At 35.3% G+C, this 21,047-nt stretch carries 23 protein-coding genes; 15 read left to right on the plus strand and 8 right to left on the minus strand.

Annotation, left to right across the window (positions count from 1 at the left end; all coding sequences use genetic code 11):
* The first annotated feature begins 23 nt into the window (after positions 1-23).
* Both C7D53_RS02405 and C7D53_RS02410 read left to right on the plus strand, forming a co-directional pair.
* Complete coding sequence (locus C7D53_RS02405; protein ID WP_106914802.1) at positions 24-1,010, plus strand: LuxE/PaaK family acyltransferase; 987 nt, start codon at positions 24-26, stop codon at positions 1,008-1,010.
* Between the two features lie 76 nt (positions 1,011-1,086).
* Entirely contained in the window at positions 1,087-1,632 is a 546-nt protein-coding gene (locus tag C7D53_RS02410; RefSeq protein ID WP_106914803.1) for a hypothetical protein, read from the plus strand.
* A gap of 58 nt (positions 1,633-1,690) precedes the next feature.
* On the opposite strand, the gene aqpZ is transcribed toward C7D53_RS02410, so the two are convergent.
* Positions 1,691-2,410, minus strand: a complete 720-nt coding sequence (gene aqpZ / locus C7D53_RS02415) for an aquaporin Z (protein ID WP_106915548.1) — start codon at positions 2,408-2,410, stop codon at positions 1,691-1,693.
* A 220-nt stretch (positions 2,411-2,630) separates the two neighbouring features.
* Between aqpZ and C7D53_RS02420 the strand changes: the two genes are divergently transcribed.
* The 12 genes from C7D53_RS02420 (at position 2,631) to C7D53_RS02475 (ending at position 15,926) form a co-directional block, all read left to right on the plus strand.
* A complete protein-coding gene (locus tag C7D53_RS02420) occupies positions 2,631-3,251 on the plus strand; it encodes a DUF5715 family protein (protein WP_106914804.1) in 621 nt (206 codons plus the stop codon).
* Between the two features lie 63 nt (positions 3,252-3,314).
* Complete coding sequence (locus C7D53_RS02425) at positions 3,315-4,088, plus strand: hypothetical protein (RefSeq protein WP_106914805.1); 774 nt, start codon at positions 3,315-3,317, stop codon at positions 4,086-4,088.
* A 15-nt stretch (positions 4,089-4,103) separates the two neighbouring features.
* A complete protein-coding gene (locus C7D53_RS02430) occupies positions 4,104-4,727 on the plus strand; it encodes a hypothetical protein (protein WP_106914806.1) in 624 nt (207 codons plus the stop codon).
* A gap of 17 nt (positions 4,728-4,744) precedes the next feature.
* On the plus strand, positions 4,745-5,509 hold the full coding sequence (locus C7D53_RS02435; RefSeq protein WP_228422151.1) for a sensor histidine kinase: 765 nt from the start codon (positions 4,745-4,747) through the stop codon (positions 5,507-5,509).
* Positions 5,478-6,155, plus strand: a complete 678-nt coding sequence (locus tag C7D53_RS02440) for a response regulator transcription factor (RefSeq protein ID WP_106914807.1) — start codon at positions 5,478-5,480, stop codon at positions 6,153-6,155. The genes C7D53_RS02435 and C7D53_RS02440 overlap by 32 nt, the downstream gene beginning before the upstream one ends.
* 154 nt (positions 6,156-6,309) lie before the next feature.
* Positions 6,310-7,656, plus strand: a complete 1,347-nt coding sequence (locus C7D53_RS02445; RefSeq protein WP_106914808.1) for a phospholipase effector Tle1 domain-containing protein — start codon at positions 6,310-6,312, stop codon at positions 7,654-7,656.
* Between the two features lie 198 nt (positions 7,657-7,854).
* Positions 7,855-9,786, plus strand: coding sequence for an ABC-F family ATP-binding cassette domain-containing protein (locus C7D53_RS02450; protein WP_106914809.1), 1,932 nt, complete (start codon positions 7,855-7,857; stop codon positions 9,784-9,786).
* A 146-nt stretch (positions 9,787-9,932) separates the two neighbouring features.
* Positions 9,933-10,289 (plus strand): hypothetical protein, encoded by a 357-nt coding sequence (locus C7D53_RS02455; protein WP_162926059.1) that lies wholly within the window; start codon positions 9,933-9,935, stop codon positions 10,287-10,289.
* 270 nt (positions 10,290-10,559) lie between these two features.
* Positions 10,560-12,944, plus strand: a complete 2,385-nt coding sequence (locus C7D53_RS02460; RefSeq protein ID WP_106914810.1) for a TonB-dependent receptor — start codon at positions 10,560-10,562, stop codon at positions 12,942-12,944.
* 26 nt (positions 12,945-12,970) lie between these two features.
* Positions 12,971-13,525: a hypothetical protein gene (locus C7D53_RS02465; protein WP_106914811.1), complete on the plus strand. Its 555-nt coding sequence runs from the start codon at positions 12,971-12,973 to the stop codon at positions 13,523-13,525.
* Between the two features lie 176 nt (positions 13,526-13,701).
* Positions 13,702-15,036 (plus strand): trigger factor, encoded by a 1,335-nt coding sequence (locus C7D53_RS02470; protein WP_106914812.1) that lies wholly within the window; start codon positions 13,702-13,704, stop codon positions 15,034-15,036.
* 203 nt (positions 15,037-15,239) lie between these two features.
* Complete coding sequence (locus tag C7D53_RS02475) at positions 15,240-15,926, plus strand: hypothetical protein (RefSeq protein WP_106914813.1); 687 nt, start codon at positions 15,240-15,242, stop codon at positions 15,924-15,926.
* 71 nt (positions 15,927-15,997) lie between these two features.
* On the opposite strand, the gene C7D53_RS02480 is transcribed toward C7D53_RS02475, so the two are convergent.
* Both C7D53_RS02480 and C7D53_RS02485 read right to left on the minus strand, forming a co-directional pair.
* Entirely contained in the window at positions 15,998-16,582 is a 585-nt protein-coding gene (locus C7D53_RS02480) for a DUF3109 family protein (protein WP_106914814.1), read from the minus strand.
* A gap of 6 nt (positions 16,583-16,588) precedes the next feature.
* Positions 16,589-17,494, minus strand: coding sequence for a DUF6427 family protein (locus C7D53_RS02485; protein WP_106914815.1), 906 nt, complete (start codon positions 17,492-17,494; stop codon positions 16,589-16,591).
* A gap of 42 nt (positions 17,495-17,536) precedes the next feature.
* On the opposite strand from C7D53_RS02485, the gene C7D53_RS02490 reads away from it, so the two are divergent.
* Positions 17,537-17,770, plus strand: coding sequence for a DUF6341 family protein (locus C7D53_RS02490; RefSeq protein WP_106914816.1), 234 nt, complete (start codon positions 17,537-17,539; stop codon positions 17,768-17,770).
* An 83-nt stretch (positions 17,771-17,853) separates the two neighbouring features.
* On the opposite strand, the gene C7D53_RS02495 is transcribed toward C7D53_RS02490, so the two are convergent.
* The 5 genes from C7D53_RS02495 to C7D53_RS02515 all read right to left on the minus strand — a co-directional run bounded on the left by C7D53_RS02495 (position 17,854) and on the right by C7D53_RS02515 (position 21,024).
* Positions 17,854-18,291 carry a universal stress protein gene (locus C7D53_RS02495; protein WP_076352686.1) on the minus strand — a complete coding sequence of 146 codons (438 nt, stop codon included), beginning with the start codon at positions 18,289-18,291 and terminating at the stop codon, positions 17,854-17,856.
* Positions 18,292-18,350: 59 nt separating this feature from the next.
* On the minus strand, positions 18,351-18,956 hold the full coding sequence (locus tag C7D53_RS02500) for a fumarylacetoacetate hydrolase family protein (RefSeq protein ID WP_106914817.1): 606 nt from the start codon (positions 18,954-18,956) through the stop codon (positions 18,351-18,353).
* 105 nt (positions 18,957-19,061) lie between these two features.
* Complete coding sequence (locus tag C7D53_RS02505; protein WP_106914818.1) at positions 19,062-19,460, minus strand: putative signal transducing protein; 399 nt, start codon at positions 19,458-19,460, stop codon at positions 19,062-19,064.
* A gap of 1 nt (position 19,461) precedes the next feature.
* Positions 19,462-20,226: a 3'-5' exonuclease gene (locus C7D53_RS02510; RefSeq protein WP_106914819.1), complete on the minus strand. Its 765-nt coding sequence runs from the start codon at positions 20,224-20,226 to the stop codon at positions 19,462-19,464.
* Between the two features lie 84 nt (positions 20,227-20,310).
* Entirely contained in the window at positions 20,311-21,024 is a 714-nt protein-coding gene (locus tag C7D53_RS02515; protein WP_106914820.1) for a CDP-alcohol phosphatidyltransferase family protein, read from the minus strand.
* Positions 21,025-21,047: the final 23 nt, after the last annotated feature.

Here is a 21,047-nt window from a genome sequence, read left to right on the forward strand (position 1 = left end):
AAAACTGTAGAAGATTAAAAATTATGGAGCTGAAAAGTATATTCAACATACAAACAGAGCAGGATTTCCTGAATGCATCATTGAAAACATTTCGTTATCAATATGAAAATGTTGAAGTATACAGGAAATTTGTTGACTATTTAAACATCAATCCGGATGAGGTTAAAAGTCTTGAAAAAATTCCTTTCTTACCCATTGAAATGTTTAAAAATCATCAGATTCTGGATCAAAATGTAACTACTGATCTGTTTTTTCAAAGTTCGGGAACTACACAGATGAATCTATCAAAACATTTCATAGCCAATCCTGAACTTTATGAGGAAAGCATTTATAAAAGTTTTGAACAGTTCATTGGAAAACCTGAGGAGTTTATCTTTCTTGGCCTGCTTCCAAGTTATCTGGAAAAACAAAATTCCTCATTGATTTATATGGTGGATTATCTGATGAAAAAATCAGACAAACCTGAAAACGGATATTTTCTTTACAACCACTCCGAACTTTATGACCTCTTACACCAATTAAAAGATAAAAAAGTCATTCTTTTTGGGGTTTCCTTTGCCCTGCTAGATTTTTTAGATACCATAGAATCTCTTAATCTGTCAATTTCTGAATCTCATAACATGACTGTTATTGAAACGGGCGGAATGAAAGGACGAAAAGAAGAAATGACAAAGGATGAACTTCTGAAGATTTTACAGAACGGCTTTAATACGAACAAAATTTATTCAGAATATTCTATGACAGAGTTATTGTCCCAGGCTTATTCTTTGGGAAATAATGAATATAGCTGTCCTAACTGGATGAAGATTATGGTTAGAAATGCAGAAGATCCTTTTTCTTATGAACAAGAGGGAAGAACAGGAGCTATTAATATTATTGATCTTGCCAATACTCATTCATGCTCCTTTATTGCTACTCAGGATTTAGGGAAAATAACAGGAGAAAAATTTCAGGTATTGGGAAGAATAGACCATTCTGATATCCGAGGCTGTAGCTTGCTGGTAAGCTGATTAAGATTTGTTATTCAGAGATAAAGTCTCCTCTTATATCTGAATCTTTACCTTTAACCCTATTTCAAACCATCTCATGATCAAAATAGAAGAACTTGTTCACGCTTACATTCATTCTCACTGCGATTTTGAGAAAGAACTCGTTCTGACAAATTATTTTCAGGCAGACTGGGAGGCAGATATACTCATAGTTGATGCTGAAGGGATGAGCCATGAAATAGAGATCAAGTTTTCAAAAAGTGACTTTAAAAATGATTTCAGGAAGTCATATTTAAATAAAGATACCGGTGAGAAATTTCTGAAGCATGACAAGATTTCCTGTGGAGACTACATCTGTAACGCGTTCAGTTTTTTATTGCCAATGGGAATGATAGATGTCAATCTTATTCCTGAACACTGTGGTATCATTGAATTTTATCATAATGCAGACACCTGGGAAACGGAATTTTATCTTATCCGCGAACCCAAAAGACTTCATGAAGATTCTTACTGGAAGCTAAACGATAAAGACCTGTTCATTAGAAAAATGGCTTTGAATTTACTTCAACGTAAAATGGAAATCAAAGGTAAACATGAAGAACTGATTTTTAAAAATCCTTTTGAAATCAAAAAATTGAAATAAAAAAACCTGTCGGCTGACAGGTTTTCTTTATTTAAGTTAATCTATTTGTAAGCATATTCTAATCTTCTACTACTTCGGTAGAATCTCTCTGAAGTAAGAATTTGTAGATCAATCCCCCTACAATTCCTCCTAAAATTGGAGCTACCCAGAACAACCAAAGTTGTGACATGGCAAGTCCTCCTGTGAAAACAGCCTGAGAAAGAGATCTTGCAGGGTTTACAGAAGTATTGGTAATTGGAATAGAGATCAGGTGAATTAAAGTAAGCGCAAGACCAATTGCGATTCCCGCAAACTTACCATTAGCCCATTTATCCGTTGCTCCCATAATGACGATAAGGAAAAATGCTGTTAATAAGAACTCTGCCAGAAATGCAGCTCCCATGCTGAATGCTTTTCCGTTATAAACAGCCTCTCCGTAGAAGTTGGTGGCAAATGCACCCGGTTTAGAGAAATCTACCACTCCGGCACCATTTAGAATGGTGTACAGACATCCTGCTGCAACAATAGCTCCCAGACATTGTGCTACAATGTAAGGAATAAGATCTTTTGCAGAAAATCTTCCACCTGCTAAAAGTCCAAAGGAAACAGCCGGATTAAAATGACCTCCGGAGATATGGCCTACAGCGTATGCCATTGTAAGAACTGTAAGACCAAAGGCTAGTGCAACTCCTAAAAGCCCAATACCAATATCGGGAACACCAGCTGCGAAGACTGCACTTCCGCAACCTCCGAAAACAAGCCAAAATGTGCCGAAAAATTCAGCAAAAAGTTTTTTTATCATGTTGTTTATTTTAAAAATGTATCTCAAATGTAGAATTTATATCTTAAAATAAAAAGTTAAAACTGAAAAAATATTTCAAAAATGTGGGAACAAAAATTATAAATTCAATAATTTGGTTTAATGTTTGTTTGGGATTTATTTGAATACTATTAGAGTCATAGTTGAAAGATATAACATAAACGATTTATCTTTCGTTGGTAATTTAAAGTGGTGGTTAATGAAAAAGTTTCTGTGTGTGGTCTTCGTGCCTTTTATTTATAGTTTACATTATTCGCAGGCAGCGAAGAAAGCTCTTCCCTGCTATGATCTTACGACTGTTTTGAAAGTGGAGCCTACTGCACTTTATAAACCCCATCTTGATGCCTCAAAGAGTTTTGGTATTCAATTGCTCAAAGATTCTAAAATACTGCAGAAATACATCAACAAAGGAAAATTTCATAAAATAAAGAAGTCAGGGAAAGGATATCGTGTCCAAAAACTTGATTATAGCAGAGGGTATATGGTTTCTAAGGCGAAAACCACGCTGGAAAATATGGGGACTAAATTCAGTAAGGCTACCAAAGGAGGAACATTTACTGTTTCATCCATTACAAGAACACTGGAAGACCAATGCAGGCTAAGAAAAGTAAATTCCAATGCCTCACTAGGGATAAGTTCTCATAATTATGGCAACTCTTTCGATATTTCCTATATAAGATTCAATGATGTTCTCAAGTACAATCCGAAAATGGAAATGGCATTAGAGAAAGTTTTAAAGCATTATGCAAATGCTGGTAGAATATATTACATAAAAGAAAAACAACAAAGCTGTTATCATATTACGGTGAAAAATTATTAGTTAAATTCTTACTTGCGTAGCATGTTTAGTTTGTATAATTTTATACAACTAAAAACCACGCTTATGACAACATTAAACATTGTAGACTTCATGCTTTCTGTAGACGAGTGCAGAGCTGCTACAGAGGATTGGAACACGTGTCGTACCAATTTTACAAGATTAAAAGATCTAATCCCAACCAACTATGTTTTTAATATTTCCGAAGGCCAACTTGATTGGATGAGGGAATATAAGGAATATCCGGAATTTTGTGCAGCAATAGGTATTCATAAAGGGACATTGATATTAATCCTTTATCCTATGAATAATGAAGGGAAAAGGATTGACCAAAAGGAATACCCATGCAGTTACCTTACTGAGCTTACAAGTGATCTGAAACTTCAGGAAGTTTTGGAATATACAGTTGTTAAAAATACAATTCTGTCCAAGGGATTTGAAAAAATAGAGAAAAATACAGATATGGCTTTCCCGGTATCCAATAAGCCTATTTTGGAACAGGATGTAGCAGTAGAAGCCATTGAAAGATGGAGAGAATCTGGAATGGATTGGTTTTACAAGGAATATAAAGAATCTGAGGGAGGAGGAATCTTTAAAAAGTTCTATGTTCCTACAGCCGATTTATGCCTGTCAGATGCTGGTTTATCAAAAATTACCTGCTCTTTCGGACTTAAATACAATGATATCTATGGTAAAATGTTGGTAACACTTATCTTTATATCTTTCCATGAAAACCTTCAAAGCGAAGCAGAGCGCGTACAGTTGATTACCAATACCTATGATTGGGCAAAACCATGTCCTCCTATTTGCCGTATCCCGGATGTAGGGAGTGAATTTTAAAATATATCGTTAGGAATGGCAGAGCTTTATAAGACGATTTTATTCCTCAACTACGGATTGCTTCTGGCTGTAATACTGTTGGGAGCAGCTAAATACCGCATATTAAATCATAAGGAAAGGCAATATTTTCATTGTATTGCTTTTCTTTTTTTTATTGAATTACTGAATCTTGTATTGCCTTATGTTTTCAGGCTCAATGATACCTCATTTCTTTATCCGTTTTATATTGCCGGAGAGTTTTTCCTGCTAACAGGTTTATTCATAAGAAAACTGGACTGGCCAAAATATCTTCTGCCCCTGGTAGGAACACTGGCTGTCGGGTTTATGATCTCAAAATATGGTTTCGATTATCCTGCCAATGCAGATATTGCAAAAGTGGTTTCAAATATCATTATTATTTGCCTTTCAGGATTTACCCTGATTAGTGAAATCAAAATAGGATCTGCCCAGAGCCGGTTTCTTTTTGTGGATGCCAGTATATTTTTCTACTACTCAGTGTCGGTATTTATTTTTATTGTTCAGCATCAGATCGCCAATCTTTCAGAAAGTGATTATTACATGCTTTTTAGCGCCAATAATATTCTTTCCAGTATTTTGTATTGTTCACTTTTATATACTTTCATCAAATTAAAGAAGTAACCTTAAATATTAACCTGTTGATCCTTATAATTGTTACCATAGCAATTATAGTATCTTTTATTATGCTAGCCTACAGGGCTTTTATAAGCAGGATTATCAAAGAAAAAAACACCCAGCATGAAGCTGAAGTTCTTCATCAGAAAAAATTAGTACTTGAGAACATCAAAGCCCAGGAAGAGGAAAGAAAAAGAATTGCAGTCATGATTCATGATGATATTGGAAACAGGCTCAATATCCTCTCCTTATGGCTTAATAATCTGGATACCCAGGGTGATGAGGTGATTAAAAAAAATATCTACGGCCAAATGTCTTCCTTGATTGACGCTGCCAGAAGTATTTCCCACTCACTATATCCTGTTAATCTTGAATCGGTGGGGCTGGTTTTATATGCTGAAGAACTCATTGCCAACCTTTCTCATAAGATTAATATTTCCCTGCAGGTAATGCCGGGATACGAAAAGAAAGACCTTTTTGTAGAAGTACAGCTGTACAGGATTATTCAGGAATTTACCACCAATGTTATCAAGCATTCTGATGCTACAGACCTGTGGATTTACATCAAAGATTATTCACAAAATATGGCTGTTGTTATTTCAGATAATGGACAGGGGTTTGAATATGAAGAGGTGAAAAAAGGAATGGGAATCAAGAATATTGAATCCAGAATTCAATCTATGAATGCCGTTCACAAATGGAAAAAAACTTTTTTAAATAAAGGAAGTCGTTTAATTGTAAAAATTCCAAAATATCATGAGTTCCCAAATCAAAATAGCACTGATTGATGATGAACAGCTAATCCTTGAAGGAGTGAAAATGCTGCTGTCTAATGAAAAAAACATATCTGTTAGCCTTACAGCTGATAACGGTCCCGATTTTATAGAAGATCTGGAAAAACTTTCAAAATCAGAATTTCCTGATATTGCCCTTGTAGATGTCCAGATGAAACCAATGAACGGATTTGAACTGGTGGAGATTCTCAAGGAAAAATATCCTGATCTTAAAATTATTATTCTCTCTTCCCACTACAAAACCTCCATTCTGGGGTATATGGTGAAACTGGGGGTTTCTGCATTTCTTCCCAAAAATTCAAATAAAAAAACGTTTATAGATGCCATAACAATGGTTGATAAAAACGGAGTTTTCTTTACAGCCGAAGATCACCAGATGTTGTTTACCTATATGAACAGCACAGCCAAGAAAAATTCGCTTTTTGAAACAGAAGATGAACTGTCTGAAAGAGAAAAAGACGTTGTAAAACTGATCTGCCAGGAATTTACCAACAATGAAATAGGCGAAAAACTCTTTATAAGCCCAAGAACTGTGGAAAGCCACAGACAACGAATCCTTGAAAAAATTGGAGCCAAAAATACAGTGGGAATCGTAATCTACGCCATTGTCAACAATATTTACTCCCTTGAAAAAATATAACCCCATTCCGTAGAAATACGGAATTTTTTATTTGGTACTTTTCACTCTAGCTTAACCGATCTTTCTTCCGTTATTTTGAAATGTCTCTTTTAGGGATTTTAAGCAAAAAAACATAAATGTACAGACAGGATCTGTATTAAAAATTATTAAAATAATGAATGGCAGTAGAGTGATTTCCGTCGGAATTTTTTTTGACGGTACAGGAAACAACGGAGTAAATGCTCTTTCATCAGATAAACCACTGAACAATAATGAAAGCTATCATGGTGCATTTACCAATATCTATAAATTGTACAGATCATTTAACGGATATGAGAAAATATATATTGAGGGAATAGGAACCGTAGCCGGAAAAGAAGATAGCAATTTTGCAATGGCAACATGTGCGAACCCGCCCTATGGAAACGGATATTCTTCTGATGATAAACTTCAGAAAGCCCATGATTTTGTAAGAAATATCATCAAAGAAGTTGGCTGTGAATATCATTTTTATTTATACGGATTCGGTAGAGGAGGAATGCTGGCAAGAACTTTTTGCAATCAATTCCTGTCACAGCATTTCAATGGGAATGTCAAGATAAAATTCATGGGAGTTTTTGATGCTGTAGAATCCAAACCATTTAACACCTATGATCTGAGCCTTTCTCATCACGTAGAAAATGCACTTCACTTCTGTGCGGTGAATGAATCTAGGTTTTTCTTTCCATTAACAGGTTTTTTTGGGAACTCAAGATCAATGGAGGATCAGAAAATAGAGGGGTATTCATCAGTTTGGAAAGAGGTTTTTGTTCCCGGTGCCCATGCAGACATTGGAGGCGGCTATTTGGAAGGACCTCAGTCAGTATACATTTCTACAGATTTTTTAAATATCGATCATCTGAAAGTCTATGTTGAGGACATCAGAAACGCAAAAACAGATGCCGGAGGAAACAAAATATGGAACGCTTTACTTTCAGATTACAAAATTGAGGAAGGTGCCGTTTTATCACAGGCTTATGTTTGCAGAGATAAGGTTTACAACGAACTTTCGAAAATATATGGAAAACTTATGCTTGAAGAAACCAATAAAATAGCATCCGTTTTTAATCTGGAGATGTATTTTGAAGTAGATTATAACAGGCATCCCTTGCTTGAAAGTTTCTATACAGAACTGGAAACCTATATGGAAGACCTTTCCCTGAATAAGAAACCAATATACAACTATCATGGATTGGCTGATTATACCCATATTTCAGCAAACTTTGGACTGTACAACGATAACCGGCTGGATCGGTCAGAATATGAAAAAAATGTTGAACTGCTCAACAATGGATTGAATGTTTCAAGCAATACTACTGTAGATCCAGACAGCCAGACAAGGCTCTCCGTTGAGCTTCACTTGCCTGAAGACAACTTTGTGTCAGATTTTCTATACGGAACCAGTGTTCCCAATAATGATATCTGGATGCGGTCTATTGTAAAGTCTCCAGCAATAAGAATATTAAATGAAATTAACCATTAGCATTAGTACTTCTCAGTTTTAAATTTAGGTTATTGGGGACATCAGGTTAAGATGTCCTTTTTCTTTTTTTTGAAGTGTATAAAGACGTATAAAGACGGTATTACAGCTCCCGATTTTTTATTTCTGGGCTATTCATTTCTTTTTCCGTATTTTTGCGCTCGAAAATTCATTATACATTATTAACCATTAATTTAAAAAATGCTTTCGGTTCAAGGTTTAGGATTACACCATTCAGGAAATTATTTATTTCAAAATGTAAATTTCACCATTAAAAAGGATGATAAGGTAGGTCTCGTAGGAAAAAATGGTGCGGGAAAATCCACTTTATTGAAAATGCTATCCAAAGAAATCAATTTCTTCGAAGGAGAAGTTGTAACCGAAGGAAGTGTTACAATTGGTTTTCTGAAGCAAGATCTTGATTTTGTAAAAGGAAGAACCGTTTGGGCTGAAACAATGCAGGCTTTTGAGCAAATTAATGCTTGGAAAAATGAACTGGAGGAAGTCAATCATCAAATGACTGTAAGAACCGACTACGAAAGTGATTCTTATACGGATTTGATCAATAAAATGACGGAACTGAATGATCTTTTAATGAACCATGACGCCTACAATCTTGAAGGAGACATGGAAAAAGTGTTATTTGGTCTTGGATTTAAGGCAGATGATTTCCAAAAAATCACCGATGAATTTTCAGGAGGATGGAGAATGAGAATCGAACTGGCAAAATTACTTCTTCAAAAGAATGATATTATGCTTCTCGATGAGCCTACCAACCACTTGGATATGGAATCCATCATCTGGCTAGAAAACTTCTTGAAAGACTATCCGGGAGCAATTGTTCTGGTAAGTCACGATAAACAGTTTATGACGGCTGTTTGTAACAGAACATTTGATATCAACAATAAGAAAGTTGACGATTACAAAGCCAACTATACAAAATATCTTGTGATGCGAGAAGATCGCCGTGAAAAACTGATTCAGGCTAAAAAGAATCAGGATGCGGAGATCAAGCAGATGGAAGATAACATTAATAAATTCCGTGCAAGTGCTACAAAGGCATCTTTCGCTCAATCATTGATCAAAAAACTAGATAAAATTGAACGTATCGAAGTTGATAACGAAGACGTTTCAAAATTCAATATCCGTTTCGTACAATCCATGGTTCCTGGAAAAATTATTTTCGAAGCCGAACATTTAGGAAAAGCTTACGGAAAAAAACAAATTTTTGATGATGTAGATTTCATCGTTCAAAGAGGAGACAGGATTGCTCTTTTGGGGCAAAACGGACAAGGGAAAACTACACTTGCTAAAATTTTAGCAGGTGATATTCAGGATTATTCTGGTTCATGGAATCTTGGACATAATGTAAACATAGGATATTTTGCCCAAAATCAGGAAGAGGTTTTAACCCCTAACAAAACTGTTTTAGAAGAGGCTGAAGATGCTGCTACAGAAGAAACAAGACCTAGAGTAAGAGATTTATTAGGATCTTTCCTGTTTCAGGGAGATGCTGTTTCTAAGAAAACAAAAGTGCTTTCCGGAGGAGAAAGAAACCGTCTGGCCCTTTGTAAATTGCTGCTTCGTCCTTTCAATACGCTGATAATGGATGAGCCTACCAACCACTTGGATATTCAGTCTAAGGAGATTATTAAATTGGCTTTACAGAATTTTGAAGGAACGTTGATCGTAATTTCTCACGACAGAGAATTCCTACAGGGACTTTGTGATAAGATCTACGAATTCCGTGATGGAAAGATGAAAGAATTTCTGGGTGACATTAATGAATACCTTGAATACAGACAAAAGGAAACAATTAGAGAGATTTCTGCAGAAAAAGCTAAACTTCATCAGGATGATGTAAAAGTAGAAACTAAAAAAACTGAAGAAAAACCTGCCGTTAGTAACAGTCAGGCATCTAATATTGTAAGCAAGGAGCAGAAGAATATTCAAAATAAAATAAAGAAAGTAGAAGAGAAAATTTCTGAACTTGAAACAAAAATTGAAGAAATGGAAGCTTCCTTTGCCAAAGAAAACCCATCTGATGAAACTTTAGAAAAGTATAATGCTGATAAAGAAGAATTGGACGCAGCATTGCAGGAATGGGAATATCTGGGAACTCAACTTACTTAAAATAAAAAATAAATGCTTCATAAAAATTATGAAGCATTTATTTTTGTAACAATATAGATGTCGTTTCGACGTATTATCTGTAAATCATAAAAGTAATTTAATAGAAGTTTAGTCTGAAAATTAAATTATTTTCCTAATTTTGAAAAATGATTTTTAAAGAAAGCAGAAACTTAAAGAGTTTTATCTCCAGACTATTGTTTGGGGTATACTTCCTTGCGCTGCTTTCTCAAAGCTTTCACCATCATGATTCTGTAGACTATTTTAAGGCTTTTAATCTTAAAAAGGTTGAAAATTCAATGACGAAAGCTGTTGCTAAAGAGAAAGCTGGCGACTGTCTGGCCTGCCACTTTTTGGTTACCGGACATACATTGGCTCCTGAAGAATTCAGCTTTACCTTTGAGCATTATACGCACGAAGTAAAGCAAATTATTGCCATTCAGGAAAAAATTTGGTCTCAGACCAAATTCACTTTTCAGCTTCGGGGACCGCCCGCAGTTGCCTAATCAAACAATTCTTATTGGATTTATAGCTCTGAACTTTAGGGTTCAAAGTATAATGTTTTTAAACTTAAAATGTAATGTTTTAGGTCGTTGAGAAATAGCTCGTACCTTGATGTTGTAGTTGTAAAAAATACACATTTAGTAACGTCTAATTTCTACTCCTGTCCTTAATACATTTTAAATGATACATTGTACCATGAAGGTAAATCCATCCAACAAATTTTAACGAAAAATGTACCCTTACTAAAAGAGTACGCAATCCATCTATTTACAATGAAATTGATATATTGCCTGCTACTGATCTTTTGTGGATCAGTATTCACGAGTGCACAACAAACTTACACCGTACAAGGAACCGTTCAGGATTTTCATGATAAAACCATGCTGGAAAATGCTGTGGTGAAAATCGGAAACCTTACAGTGAAAACAGATAAAAAAGGGAAGTTTTCCTTTGATAAGATTCCTGCGGGGAAGTATACACTCATTGCCAAACATCCTGATTGCAATGATTATACTGAAAATATAGGAGTTGATAAGGACCTTCACATTACCATTACTTTAGAACACCATACAGGTGATATAGAAACCATTACTTTACACGGAGGCCATAAAAATAAAGGCTCTGTAGTAATGAAAACACTGGATAAAGCAGAGCTTGAAAGAAATTCTACCGAGAATCTAGGGAATATTCTTTCCAAAATTTCGGGAGTTGCAGTGTTGAAGACAGGAAATAATATTACAAAACCTGTTATTCATGGTCTTTATGGAAGCCGTATTTCTATTATGAATAATGGGGTGAAGCTGGCAGAACAGGAATGGGGTGCAGAGCATGCTCCCAACGTAGATGTCAATGACTTTGAACATATAGATGTTATCAAAGGGGCATCCGCATTGAAATATGGGAATGATGGAGTAGCGGGAGTTGTACTTCTGGAACCTGCAATTCCACCAAAGAAAGATACCTTGATGGGAAATGTTAAGCTGTCCGGAATTTCCAACGGAAGAGGAGGCGAGATTTCTGCCAATGTGCTTAAATCCTGGGAGAATGAATGGTTTGTAAAAGCAGGCGGAAGCTACAAAAAGCTTGGTGATATTTATATTCCACATCATACTCTTCAGAATACCGGAGCCGAGGTGAATTCATTCAATTTTTCTTTTGGAAAGCATGGTTTTATGCAGGGGTTTGATGTTTCCTATAGCGGAATCAATCAGGATTTTGGAATTTATAAAGGGGCACACCTTGGAAACAGCTATGATATCTACAGAGCTATGAACTTCGGACAACCTTATTTTCTGGATAATTTCAGCTATGATATAGGGTATCCAAAGCAGAATGTAGAACATCACATTGCGAAGTTTTCTGCCTATAAGCGTTTTGCTGATTTTGGGAAAATTACTTTCCAATACAGCTTTCAGTTGAACAAACGTAAGGAATATGATATCAGAAAAGGAGATCTGAAAGACACTCCTTCGATGGATTTGAGGCTGATTACCCATTCGGCAAGCCTTACCCACCTTATTGAACGTGCAAAATGGAGTCTGGAAAGCGGAATTTCAGCAGATTTTCAGGATAACTACCCTAATCCGGCAACGGAGGTTAGACGTTTGATTCCTGATTATTACCGTTATGATGCAGGAGCCTTTTCTATCTTTAAATATACTTTCTCTCCAAAGTTAAATGCAGAGGCCGGAGTGAGATATGATTTTAGCAGATATGATTCTTACAAATATTATGATGCCAAGGAGTGGAATGAAAAATATGCAAGTGTTTTTCCTCAGTTTTACATAAAGCAGAGTGGAAGCAGAGTGCTTTCCCGTCCTATCTTTGATTATCATAATTTTTCAGCAAATATTGGTCTGAATTATAAACCTTCCAAAGACTTTGATGTTAAGTTTAACTTTTCAAGAATGAGCAGAACCCCGAATCCGGCTGAGTTATTTGCTGACGGACTTCACCATTCTGCTGCCATTATTGAAAAAGGAGATTTAAGAATCAAAAAGGAAGAGATTTATAATGCCAATCTTTCTCTGACAGGGCGTTTCGATGTTTTGAAAGGACTACAGGTGGAGGCTAATCCTTATGTTATATTTTCTGACAGCTTCATCAATCAAATGCCGATAGAAATCCAGAATACAAGCAGGGGAACCTTTGCTGTTTGGGCCTATCAGCAGGTGAAAGCCAGAATGTATGGAATAGATGCGGATGCACAGCTTACTATTTCAGATAACCTAAAATGGACAACAAGCTTCAGCGCATTAAGAGGAGATGATTTAACAAAAAATGAACCTCTTATCCTAATGATGCCTATGAACCTTAGAAATTCATTGGAGTTTAGTCTGAATAAACCATCTCACTTCTACATCAGACTGGAAAATGAAAATATGTTCAAGCAGAATCGCTTCCCAATCAGAGATCAGCCTGTGCAGTTTATTGAGGATGGAGAACTGGTAACCAGAATAATAGATTACAGTACTCCGCCTGCCTCATTTTCAATATTTCACGCATCGATAGGTGCAGATCTATTCAAAAACATGAATCTGAATTTCAGAATCAATAATATTTTTAACAAAGAGTACAAGGAGTATCTCAACAGACTGAGATATTATATGCCGGAACCGGGAAGAAATTTTGTGGTTACTCTTAAATACAATTTCTAACAATTAATATTAAAAATTAAATTAAAATGAAAAAATTATTCAACATATCACTTTTATTATTTGCAGCTGTATTATTATTCTCATGTCGTAACGGAAACGATGATATTCCTGAAGATATCCATGAGCATGAAGAAATTGGAAAGGTTGTGGTAACTCTTACCAATAAAGCCAATGGTGAAAAGCAGACTGTAAATGTGATTGATGGCCAAACAGCGGATCACCTTCACCTTAATCAGGGAGCAACCTATGCTGTAGACGTGGATTTTCAAATTAAGCACGATGATCACTACCACAGTGCTGAAGAAATTATAGAAGAAAAAGATATGCACTTTGTTGTGTATAAATTCTCAGGAGCAGATATTAAAGTAAAAAGAGCTGCTGATGATATTGTAAGAACTGATGGTAAAAAATTAGGACTTAAAACAGAATGGACTGTAGCTACAGCAGCGGCCGGTAAGGTAAATATTACACTGGTACATGGCCCTACTTCTGTAAATGATAATTCTCCATCTGCAGATAACCAGTTAGGAAGCACTGTAGGAGGTGAAAGCGATGTAGATCTATTTATAGATTTTCACTAATTAAAAAAGAAAACCTTTTCGAGAAAAGGACCTTTATCTTTTCATATTAAATTTGGTAAACCACTGATTTTTTCAGTGGTTTTTTTATTTAACAATATTTGGCTGTATTAGTTGATTTTAAATGGGTATTTGTCATAAAAAATTCATATTTTTGCAACCTAAAATTTTAATCAATAATGAAGGTTACCGCACAAAACCATGATGATGTAAGTGCATTGCTTACAGTGACATTGGAAAAATCTGACTACAAAGAAAAAGTAGAGAAGCAGTTGATTAATTATGCTAAAAATGCGCAAGTTCCTGGATTCAGAAAAGGGAAAGTGCCTTTGAGTATGGTTAAAAAACAATATGAAGCAGGTATTGCATTTGAAGAAATTAACAGACAGGTTTCTGATGCTTTGAACAATTATGTTAACGAAAACAAGTTAAGATTAGTTGGTCAGCCAGTTCCTCAGCCAGTAAACGAGTTCGATTACAATGCTGATCAGTTAGAAGTTGCTTTCGAAGTAGGATATGAGCCTGCATTTACTATAGATTTAGCTAAATATGAAGCACCTCACTACAAAGTAGAAGCTTCTGAAAAAGAAATCACAAAGAGCATTGAAAACATGCAGAAGCGTTTCGCTGAGCAAGTTCCTCAAGATAAAATCACTAAAGATTCTTACATTGCTTTAGAAGTTTCTCAAGTAGTTGAAGAAGACGCTGAAGGAGAGCACCACCACCACCCAAAGAACGTTACTGTTACAGCTGACAATAAGGAAGCTTTCAAACTAGTAAAAGCTTTGAAAATGGACGGTTCTGTAAATGTTACTAAGGAAACTCTTGCAGGTGATGAAGAATTAGCTAAAGAATTAGGATTCAGCAAAGAAGAAGTAGAGCACCTACACCATAATGAGGTAGAAGTAAAAGTAAAAGACTTCTATTCATTAAACCTAGCTGAGCTTAACCAAGACTTATTCGACAAAGTATACGGAGAAGGAAACATTAAGTCTGAAGATGAGCTTAAAGAAAAAGTGAAAACTGAATTAGACGAGTACTTCCAACAAAATGCTGACGTTCACTTCGTGAATAAAGTATTGGAGCAAGTAACTGAAAAAGAAGAAGTAGCACTTCCTGAAACTTTCCTTGTAAAATGGTTAATGTTCTCTAACCAGAACATCCAGTCTGAAGAGCAGGCTAAAGAAATCCTTGAAGCTGAGAAAAACCAATTGAGATACCAGATCATCGAAGGAAAATTGATGACTGATAACGAAATTAACCTTGACTATGCTGATGTATTGGCACAAGCTGAGCAGTTAGTGAAAAATCAATTGGCTATCTACGGAATTCACCACCTAGGTGAGGAGGAGATCCAAAAATATGCTGTTGAAATGTTGAAAGACCAAGAGCAAGTAAGACAAATCTCTTCTGAAGTTGCTATGGCTAAATTGAAGGATGTTATCCTTGAAAAATCTAGCAAAAAAGAAACTAAAATTTCTCACGACGAATTTTTAGAAGAGCTTAAAAAATAATTATACTCCGATATAAATATTTGAAAACCGTCAATTTTTTGACGGTTTTTTTTATTGAATGTGGAAGGGAACAAATTTGCCAAGTTATCTTTCTCTCTATCCTTTATCATTTCAGTCCATATTCATTGCTTATGATTCATTCCTTATTGTTTTAGGTATGTCATCCAATATTCCTATATTTACCTTTTAAACTTATTACATATATGAAAAAGATTATCATTCCATTTTTCTGTGCCGTACTTTTTTCTGTGCCGGCTGCAGCTCAGAAGAAAGATGCCGCTTCTGCTAAAAAAGAGGCTGTACAATCCAAACTAACAGCTAAGGATGTATTAGATAATTACTTCAAGGCATTGGGAGGAAAAGATAAATTAGAAAGCGTAAAATCCATGATTACTGATAACACAATGAGTACTCAGGGTATGGAAATTACAATGACCACAATGAAATTAGGAAATAAATTCAAGTCCGTTCAGTCACTTATGGGGCAGAAGATGGTTCAGCTTTTTGATGGTGAAAAAGGATATTTTGACCAGATGGGAAATAAAACAGATATTCCTGCTGAGAAGATTGCTGAATTGAAAAAAGGAAAACCAGTGGATGCATTGGCTTTTGAGGGTGCTAATTTTCAAAATGTAACTGTAGAAAAACTGGATGGTAAAGATTATAATTTACTTTCTTCAGATAAAGGAAAGTTTTATTTTGATGCCGCTACAGGGCTTTTGTATAAAACACTGGCAGGAGAGGGTAATATAACCGTAAAAAGCTATATGACAGTAGATGGCTTGAAGTTTCCGGCTGAAGTAGATGCTGAGGGAGGCGGACAAAAAGTAAACATCAAGACTACTAAAATTGTTATCAATTCTGGTGTTACAGATGCTGATTTTAAATAGAAATCCCCTGTATTATAATACAAAAAGCCGGAAATACTCCGGCTTTTTTAATATCAAAGGTTTATCAATCTTTATGAACCATATTCTTTCTTCCATTCTTCAGCGGCTCCGCTTAGAACAGTATAAAACTCTTCACCATACTTTCTTATCAATGGTGTTTTTAGGAATTTGTAAACAGGTACCTGAAGTTCTTTTCCAAGAGTACAGGCATCACTGCAGACATTCCATTCATGATAATTTAAAGCTGTAAATGCAGAGTATTCTGTAACCCTGATTGGGTAAAGGTGGCATGAAATAGGTTTCTGCCAGTCTACAGCACCATCTTCATAGGCTTTTTCAATACCACATTTAGTAATTCCTTTGTCATCAAAGGTTACATAAGCGCATTCACGATTCTCCACCATTGGAGTAACATACATTCCGTCGTGTGGATCGGTAGTCCATGTTCCTTGTTCTTCAAGGGCTTTTACCCCTTCCTGGGTAAGATAGGGCTTTATTTTATCAAAAATACCGTCCAGTATTTCAAGCTCATCTTTATCCAAAGGAGCTCCTACATCTCCTTCCACACAACATGCCCCCTTACACTTGGTAAGGTTGCAAACAAATTCTTCGGAAAAGATTTCCTCAGAAATCAATTTATCGTCTATCTGAATCATAATTTTTTAAAATAAATCAAAAACTGTACCTGCCTTAAAGGCAAATAAACTTATAATAATAAGCCATAGGCAAGTCTCCTGCATCCAGTATTTAGGTAAAAATCTCATCATTCTGCTTAAGATAATACTGGATGGAAAAGCCAAAAGAAGTAAATATTCGTAGCTTTTATTCATATACAGAATAATGGTAATAAGTTGGGCTGCGGAAAAAACCAGCAGAAAAGTATATTTATATCTGCTTATCGGGCTTTTCTTGTTATAGTTTTTAAAGTGGTCATATACTGCGTAGATGAGCATAATAACAACTGGAATCAGAGGTATAAGTTCAGTATAATCGGTTACCGGTTTCATTTTTCCAAACGGAAAATAATCGATATCCCATGAAGTAAACTGAACAAAATACATGACAGAAAAATAACTGAATATAATTAAAATAATTCCCAAAAGAAACCTGAAAAGGTTTAATCCTATTTTGGCAGAAGTTGCAATCACGTGGATAATTACAAAAAGAGCCAAGGGCCAGGTTGTGGGAAGAAAAATAAAGTTAAGGGCAATAATGGCTCCTACCAACACATATGATTTTTTCCTTACGTCTTCATCTGCACTTGTAAGAAGAAGGATGAGGAAGGAATTGGTAAGTAATGAAACAGCTATTCCTATATCCAGATTTCCCGGATATAACCCGAAAATAAAAATGGTATATAGAAATAAAGGAAGATGTGTCTGATAATTAAGCGCAATACTGTGAAAACAAAAATATCCTAAAGCAATTCCCAGAAAAGTAATTCCGGCAATAATTGCTTCATAAGTGTTGAAATTCAGTATGTTAAATATTACGACTACTAAAAGAAGAAAACCAATATAAACAGGAATTGAAAAAATATTGCTTTCTTTTGAAAGTAATTTAAACATTTTTTATAAATTTGTACAAAGTTAATTTAAAAAAGGAAAATAATGACGTCTTTCTTTCTATTCTTAAGCAAAGTTTTCAAATGGACTTTCGGTTTCTTTGATGCTTTTGGAAATGTTTTAAACTGGATTCTATTTATAGTTTGCTGTGTATTGTTTGTTTACTGGTGCTACGTACTGGTAGTTACACTAGGAGGCGATAAAGACAAAGACTATTATTCTCCAACGGAAGGTAAGAATCCTTACTACGATCCTAAAATCTACAAAAAAGAAGGTTAATTAATTGGTTATATAGTAAAAAACCGATCAAATAATTTATTTGATCGGTTTTTTTATTACTAACGATTAAAAATTTCTTTTACTTAGTCGTGGATAGGAAGTACCAGAACCGGAATATTTGAACTTTTAGTAAGCCCTTTTGTTAAGCTTCCTACAAATACATCATAAATTCCACTTCTGCCATGAGATCCCATTACGATGTAATCAGCGCTTTTAGCCTTTGCATATTCCAAAATAATATCTTTGGCCAGTCCTTGCTTTAAAAGATGTTCGCAATCGATATCATGTGCAATGATTCTTTGCTCAATTTTGTTAAGCTGTACAAGCTCTTCCCTGATTTCATTCGCTTCCACTTCCGGGAAATACTGAAACCCCATATCACCAATGGCAAAGCCAATATCTGAAGGTGCTACATGGATAAGGTAAATTTTACCATTAAGTTGTTTTGCAAATTTTATGGCGCCATCTACCAATTGGTCAGTTTTGTCCCCAAAATCTACGGGCAATACAATGTTTATCATAACCTTTCATTTTGTTACCTAAAGATATGAAAAATTTGCCAGACTTTATGTTAATTAACTTACAATATTCGGATGTCAAGGATTTTTTCCTCTTGAAGATAGGCCTCAAGGATATCATTTTCTTCCACTTTTCCAACCCCTTTTGGTGTTCCTGTATAAATAAGGTCACCCACTCTTAAGCTAAAGTACTGAGAAGCAAAAGCTATGATATCATCAAAATGAAACAGCATATCCTTTGTATTTCCATCCTGAACTTTTTCTTTATTTTTTAAAAGGGAAAAGGACAGGTTTTCCAGATTGTAGTTTTCTTTCTTGAAGAAGCTTCCTACTACTGCGGAACCATCGAAGCCTTTCGCAAGCTCCCAGGGAAGACCTTTAGACTTTAGCTCACTTTGAAGATCTCTGGCTGTAAAATCAATTCCTAAGCTGATCTCTTCGTAATGCTTATGAGCCGTTTCTTTTTGGATATACTTTCCGCCTTTTGAAACTTTCAAAACCACTTCCAGTTCATAGTGGATGTCATTTGAAAATTCAGGAATATAAAAATCACTTCCCTTTAAAACCGCAGTATCCGGCTTCATAAAAATAACAGGGTTCTCCGGAATTTCGTTTCCTAATTCTTTAGCGTGTTCGCTGTAATTTCTTCCTATGCAGATGATTTTCATAATTCTTTTTTATTTATTTTCTTCGAACCACAGGGCAGGTAGCGAAGCCGTTTTTTTATTTAATAGTAAAAGATGATAAGCCTGAAATATATAATCCTTTATGCTTTAATGTGTAAACTCATTTCCGCAATAATAACATATAAATTTATGACTCGTTAAAAATGAAATTCCAAAGAAGCTGGTTGCTTTGTCATCTCTGTAAATATGATTGGAACCACATTTGGGACATGAAAAATCAAATTCAGGATCATCAATCGTATGTTCTACTTCTAGTGAATACTGCTCATTATCCTTATAATCCTGAAGAGCCTGATTGGCCTTTTCCAGATCCTCTTCAAAAACCTGAAGCTGAATTCCGCCCACAGCTTGGGATAGCAGCCAGTCTGATTGGATAAGCTGTTCGTTGGCTATAAAACTATTAATGCCGTTTTCAGCCAATATTTGTTTATCCCTATTGGCTTCAAGGGCAGTTTCATAAAACTTAAAACGAATCAGATCAGACATATTAAAATTTACTTGACAATTGTATTTTTGTAAAAACTTTCTTGGTATATAAAGGGAAATCAGCATTTTGAAGCCATCCGAAATATCCAAGATCCTTTTGGAAGACTGCTTTTACCCCTTGTCCTTTATACTTTCCGAAATTGAAAACTTCCTCCATTTTTTCATTGTAACCAATAAATCCAGCAAGATCAGCATTCTTATTATGGAATGTAAACTCGCTTAAAGGGGCAATTTCATTCGGAATATCATCATATTTTCCTACCTGAGCGTCCAAAACCTCAAACGTTGCCATTACATCTGCTTCTGCAGAGTGTGCATTTTCAAGGGTTTTTCCACAATAAAACTGGTAAGCTGCTCCAAGGTTTCTAGGTTCCTTTTTATGGAAGATCGTTTGTGCATCCACCAATTTGAATTTACTAAGATCAAAATCCATTCCTACTCTTAATAACTCTTCAGCCAAAAGCGGAACATCAAATCTGTTGGAATTGAAACCTCCAAGGTCAGTGCCGGCAATCATTTCCATCACTTTAGAAGCAATATCTCTAAATGTAGGAGCATCTTTTACGTCCTCGTCATAAATTCCGTGGATTTCACTGCTTTCTTTTGGAATAAGCATTTCCGGGTTTACACGCCATGTTTTGCTTTCTCTGGATGCATCAGGGTTTACTTTTAGGATACAGATCTCAACGATTCTGTCTTTTCCGATGTTGGTTCCTGTAGTTTCCAGGTCAAAAATACAAAGTGGTTTATGGAGTTTTAAGTTCATGTTGATAATTAATAATTTGAAAATGTGTTAATTTTAAAAGGAGGGATAGTTTCGTTTTATCTCCTCGTATAAGTTTTTTAACGTCTATTTTAGTTGTCCTTGAAAAACAAGGGATACCAATATATAATAAATAACAAGCATAGGAATTCCTACCACCTGAAAGAAAGCCAGAATAGCAATTCCGCCCACCAGTAATACTACTTTTGGATAATTGTCTTTCAGTTGCTTGGATTTGAACTTCATAGCCATCATCTTTATCGGACTGATTAGCAGCCATGAAGTAAGAAGTGTTAGTAAAATCAGCAGTAATTCGTTTTCAAATAAAAAGCTGAAGGTTCCTGTTTCCTTAAAGGCATAATATAATCCAAATAGTAAAACAGTATTGGTAGGAGTATTCAATCCTTTGAAATAATATCTCTGTTCCTCGTCAAGGTTAAAAATAGCAAGCCTTAAGCAAGAGAAAGTGGTTACCAGTAATCCTATATATTTGATTTCAAATGGAAAATGCAATCCAAGAAGCTCTATTCCAAATGGTTCAAGTGCTTTATACATGGTAAGTCCGGGGATCAATCCAAAGCTTACCATATCCGCAAGAGAATCAAGCTGAAGTCCAAGATTGGAGTTTGATTTTACGGCTCTGGCTACAAATCCGTCAAAAAAATCAAAGATAGAGGAGAGGATAAGGCATATTGCCGTTGTTTGATAGTCTCCTAAAATAAGATGTATTGCACCCACACAGCCTGCAAATAAATTAGCCAGGGTCAAGGCATTGGCCAGATTATTCTTTATAAAATCCATAACTACAAAATTACAGTTTTTAA

This window comes from Chryseobacterium aurantiacum (genome assembly GCF_003020585.1).
GTDB lineage: Bacteria > Bacteroidota > Bacteroidia > Flavobacteriales > Weeksellaceae > Chryseobacterium > Chryseobacterium aurantiacum.

Coding starts and splice junctions, on each gene's coding strand:
- C7D53_RS02405 (WP_106914802.1), top strand. CDS start 24: ATGGAGCTGAAAAGTATATTCAACATACAAACAGAGCAGGATTTCCTG.
- C7D53_RS02410 (WP_106914803.1), top strand. CDS start 1,087: ATGATCAAAATAGAAGAACTTGTTCACGCTTACATTCATTCTCACTGC.
- C7D53_RS02420 (WP_106914804.1), top strand. CDS start 2,631: ATGAAAAAGTTTCTGTGTGTGGTCTTCGTGCCTTTTATTTATAGTTTA.
- C7D53_RS02425 (WP_106914805.1), top strand. CDS start 3,315: ATGACAACATTAAACATTGTAGACTTCATGCTTTCTGTAGACGAGTGC.
- C7D53_RS02430 (WP_106914806.1), top strand. CDS start 4,104: ATGGCAGAGCTTTATAAGACGATTTTATTCCTCAACTACGGATTGCTT.
- C7D53_RS02440 (WP_106914807.1), top strand. CDS start 5,478: ATGAGTTCCCAAATCAAAATAGCACTGATTGATGATGAACAGCTAATC.
- C7D53_RS02445 (WP_106914808.1), top strand. CDS start 6,310: ATGAATGGCAGTAGAGTGATTTCCGTCGGAATTTTTTTTGACGGTACA.
- C7D53_RS02450 (WP_106914809.1), top strand. CDS start 7,855: ATGCTTTCGGTTCAAGGTTTAGGATTACACCATTCAGGAAATTATTTA.
- C7D53_RS02455 (WP_162926059.1), top strand. CDS start 9,933: ATGATTTTTAAAGAAAGCAGAAACTTAAAGAGTTTTATCTCCAGACTA.
- C7D53_RS02460 (WP_106914810.1), top strand. CDS start 10,560: ATGAAATTGATATATTGCCTGCTACTGATCTTTTGTGGATCAGTATTC.
- C7D53_RS02465 (WP_106914811.1), top strand. CDS start 12,971: ATGAAAAAATTATTCAACATATCACTTTTATTATTTGCAGCTGTATTA.
- C7D53_RS02470 (WP_106914812.1), top strand. CDS start 13,702: ATGAAGGTTACCGCACAAAACCATGATGATGTAAGTGCATTGCTTACA.
- C7D53_RS02475 (WP_106914813.1), top strand. CDS start 15,240: ATGAAAAAGATTATCATTCCATTTTTCTGTGCCGTACTTTTTTCTGTG.
- C7D53_RS02480 (WP_106914814.1), bottom strand. CDS start 16,582: ATGATTCAGATAGACGATAAATTGATTTCTGAGGAAATCTTTTCCGAA.
- C7D53_RS02485 (WP_106914815.1), bottom strand. CDS start 17,494: ATGTTTAAATTACTTTCAAAAGAAAGCAATATTTTTTCAATTCCTGTT.
- C7D53_RS02490 (WP_106914816.1), top strand. CDS start 17,537: ATGACGTCTTTCTTTCTATTCTTAAGCAAAGTTTTCAAATGGACTTTC.
- C7D53_RS02495 (WP_076352686.1), bottom strand. CDS start 18,291: ATGATAAACATTGTATTGCCCGTAGATTTTGGGGACAAAACTGACCAA.
- C7D53_RS02500 (WP_106914817.1), bottom strand. CDS start 18,956: ATGAAAATCATCTGCATAGGAAGAAATTACAGCGAACACGCTAAAGAA.
- C7D53_RS02505 (WP_106914818.1), bottom strand. CDS start 19,460: ATGTCTGATCTGATTCGTTTTAAGTTTTATGAAACTGCCCTTGAAGCC.
- C7D53_RS02510 (WP_106914819.1), bottom strand. CDS start 20,226: ATGAACTTAAAACTCCATAAACCACTTTGTATTTTTGACCTGGAAACT.
- C7D53_RS02515 (WP_106914820.1), bottom strand. CDS start 21,024: ATGGATTTTATAAAGAATAATCTGGCCAATGCCTTGACCCTGGCTAAT.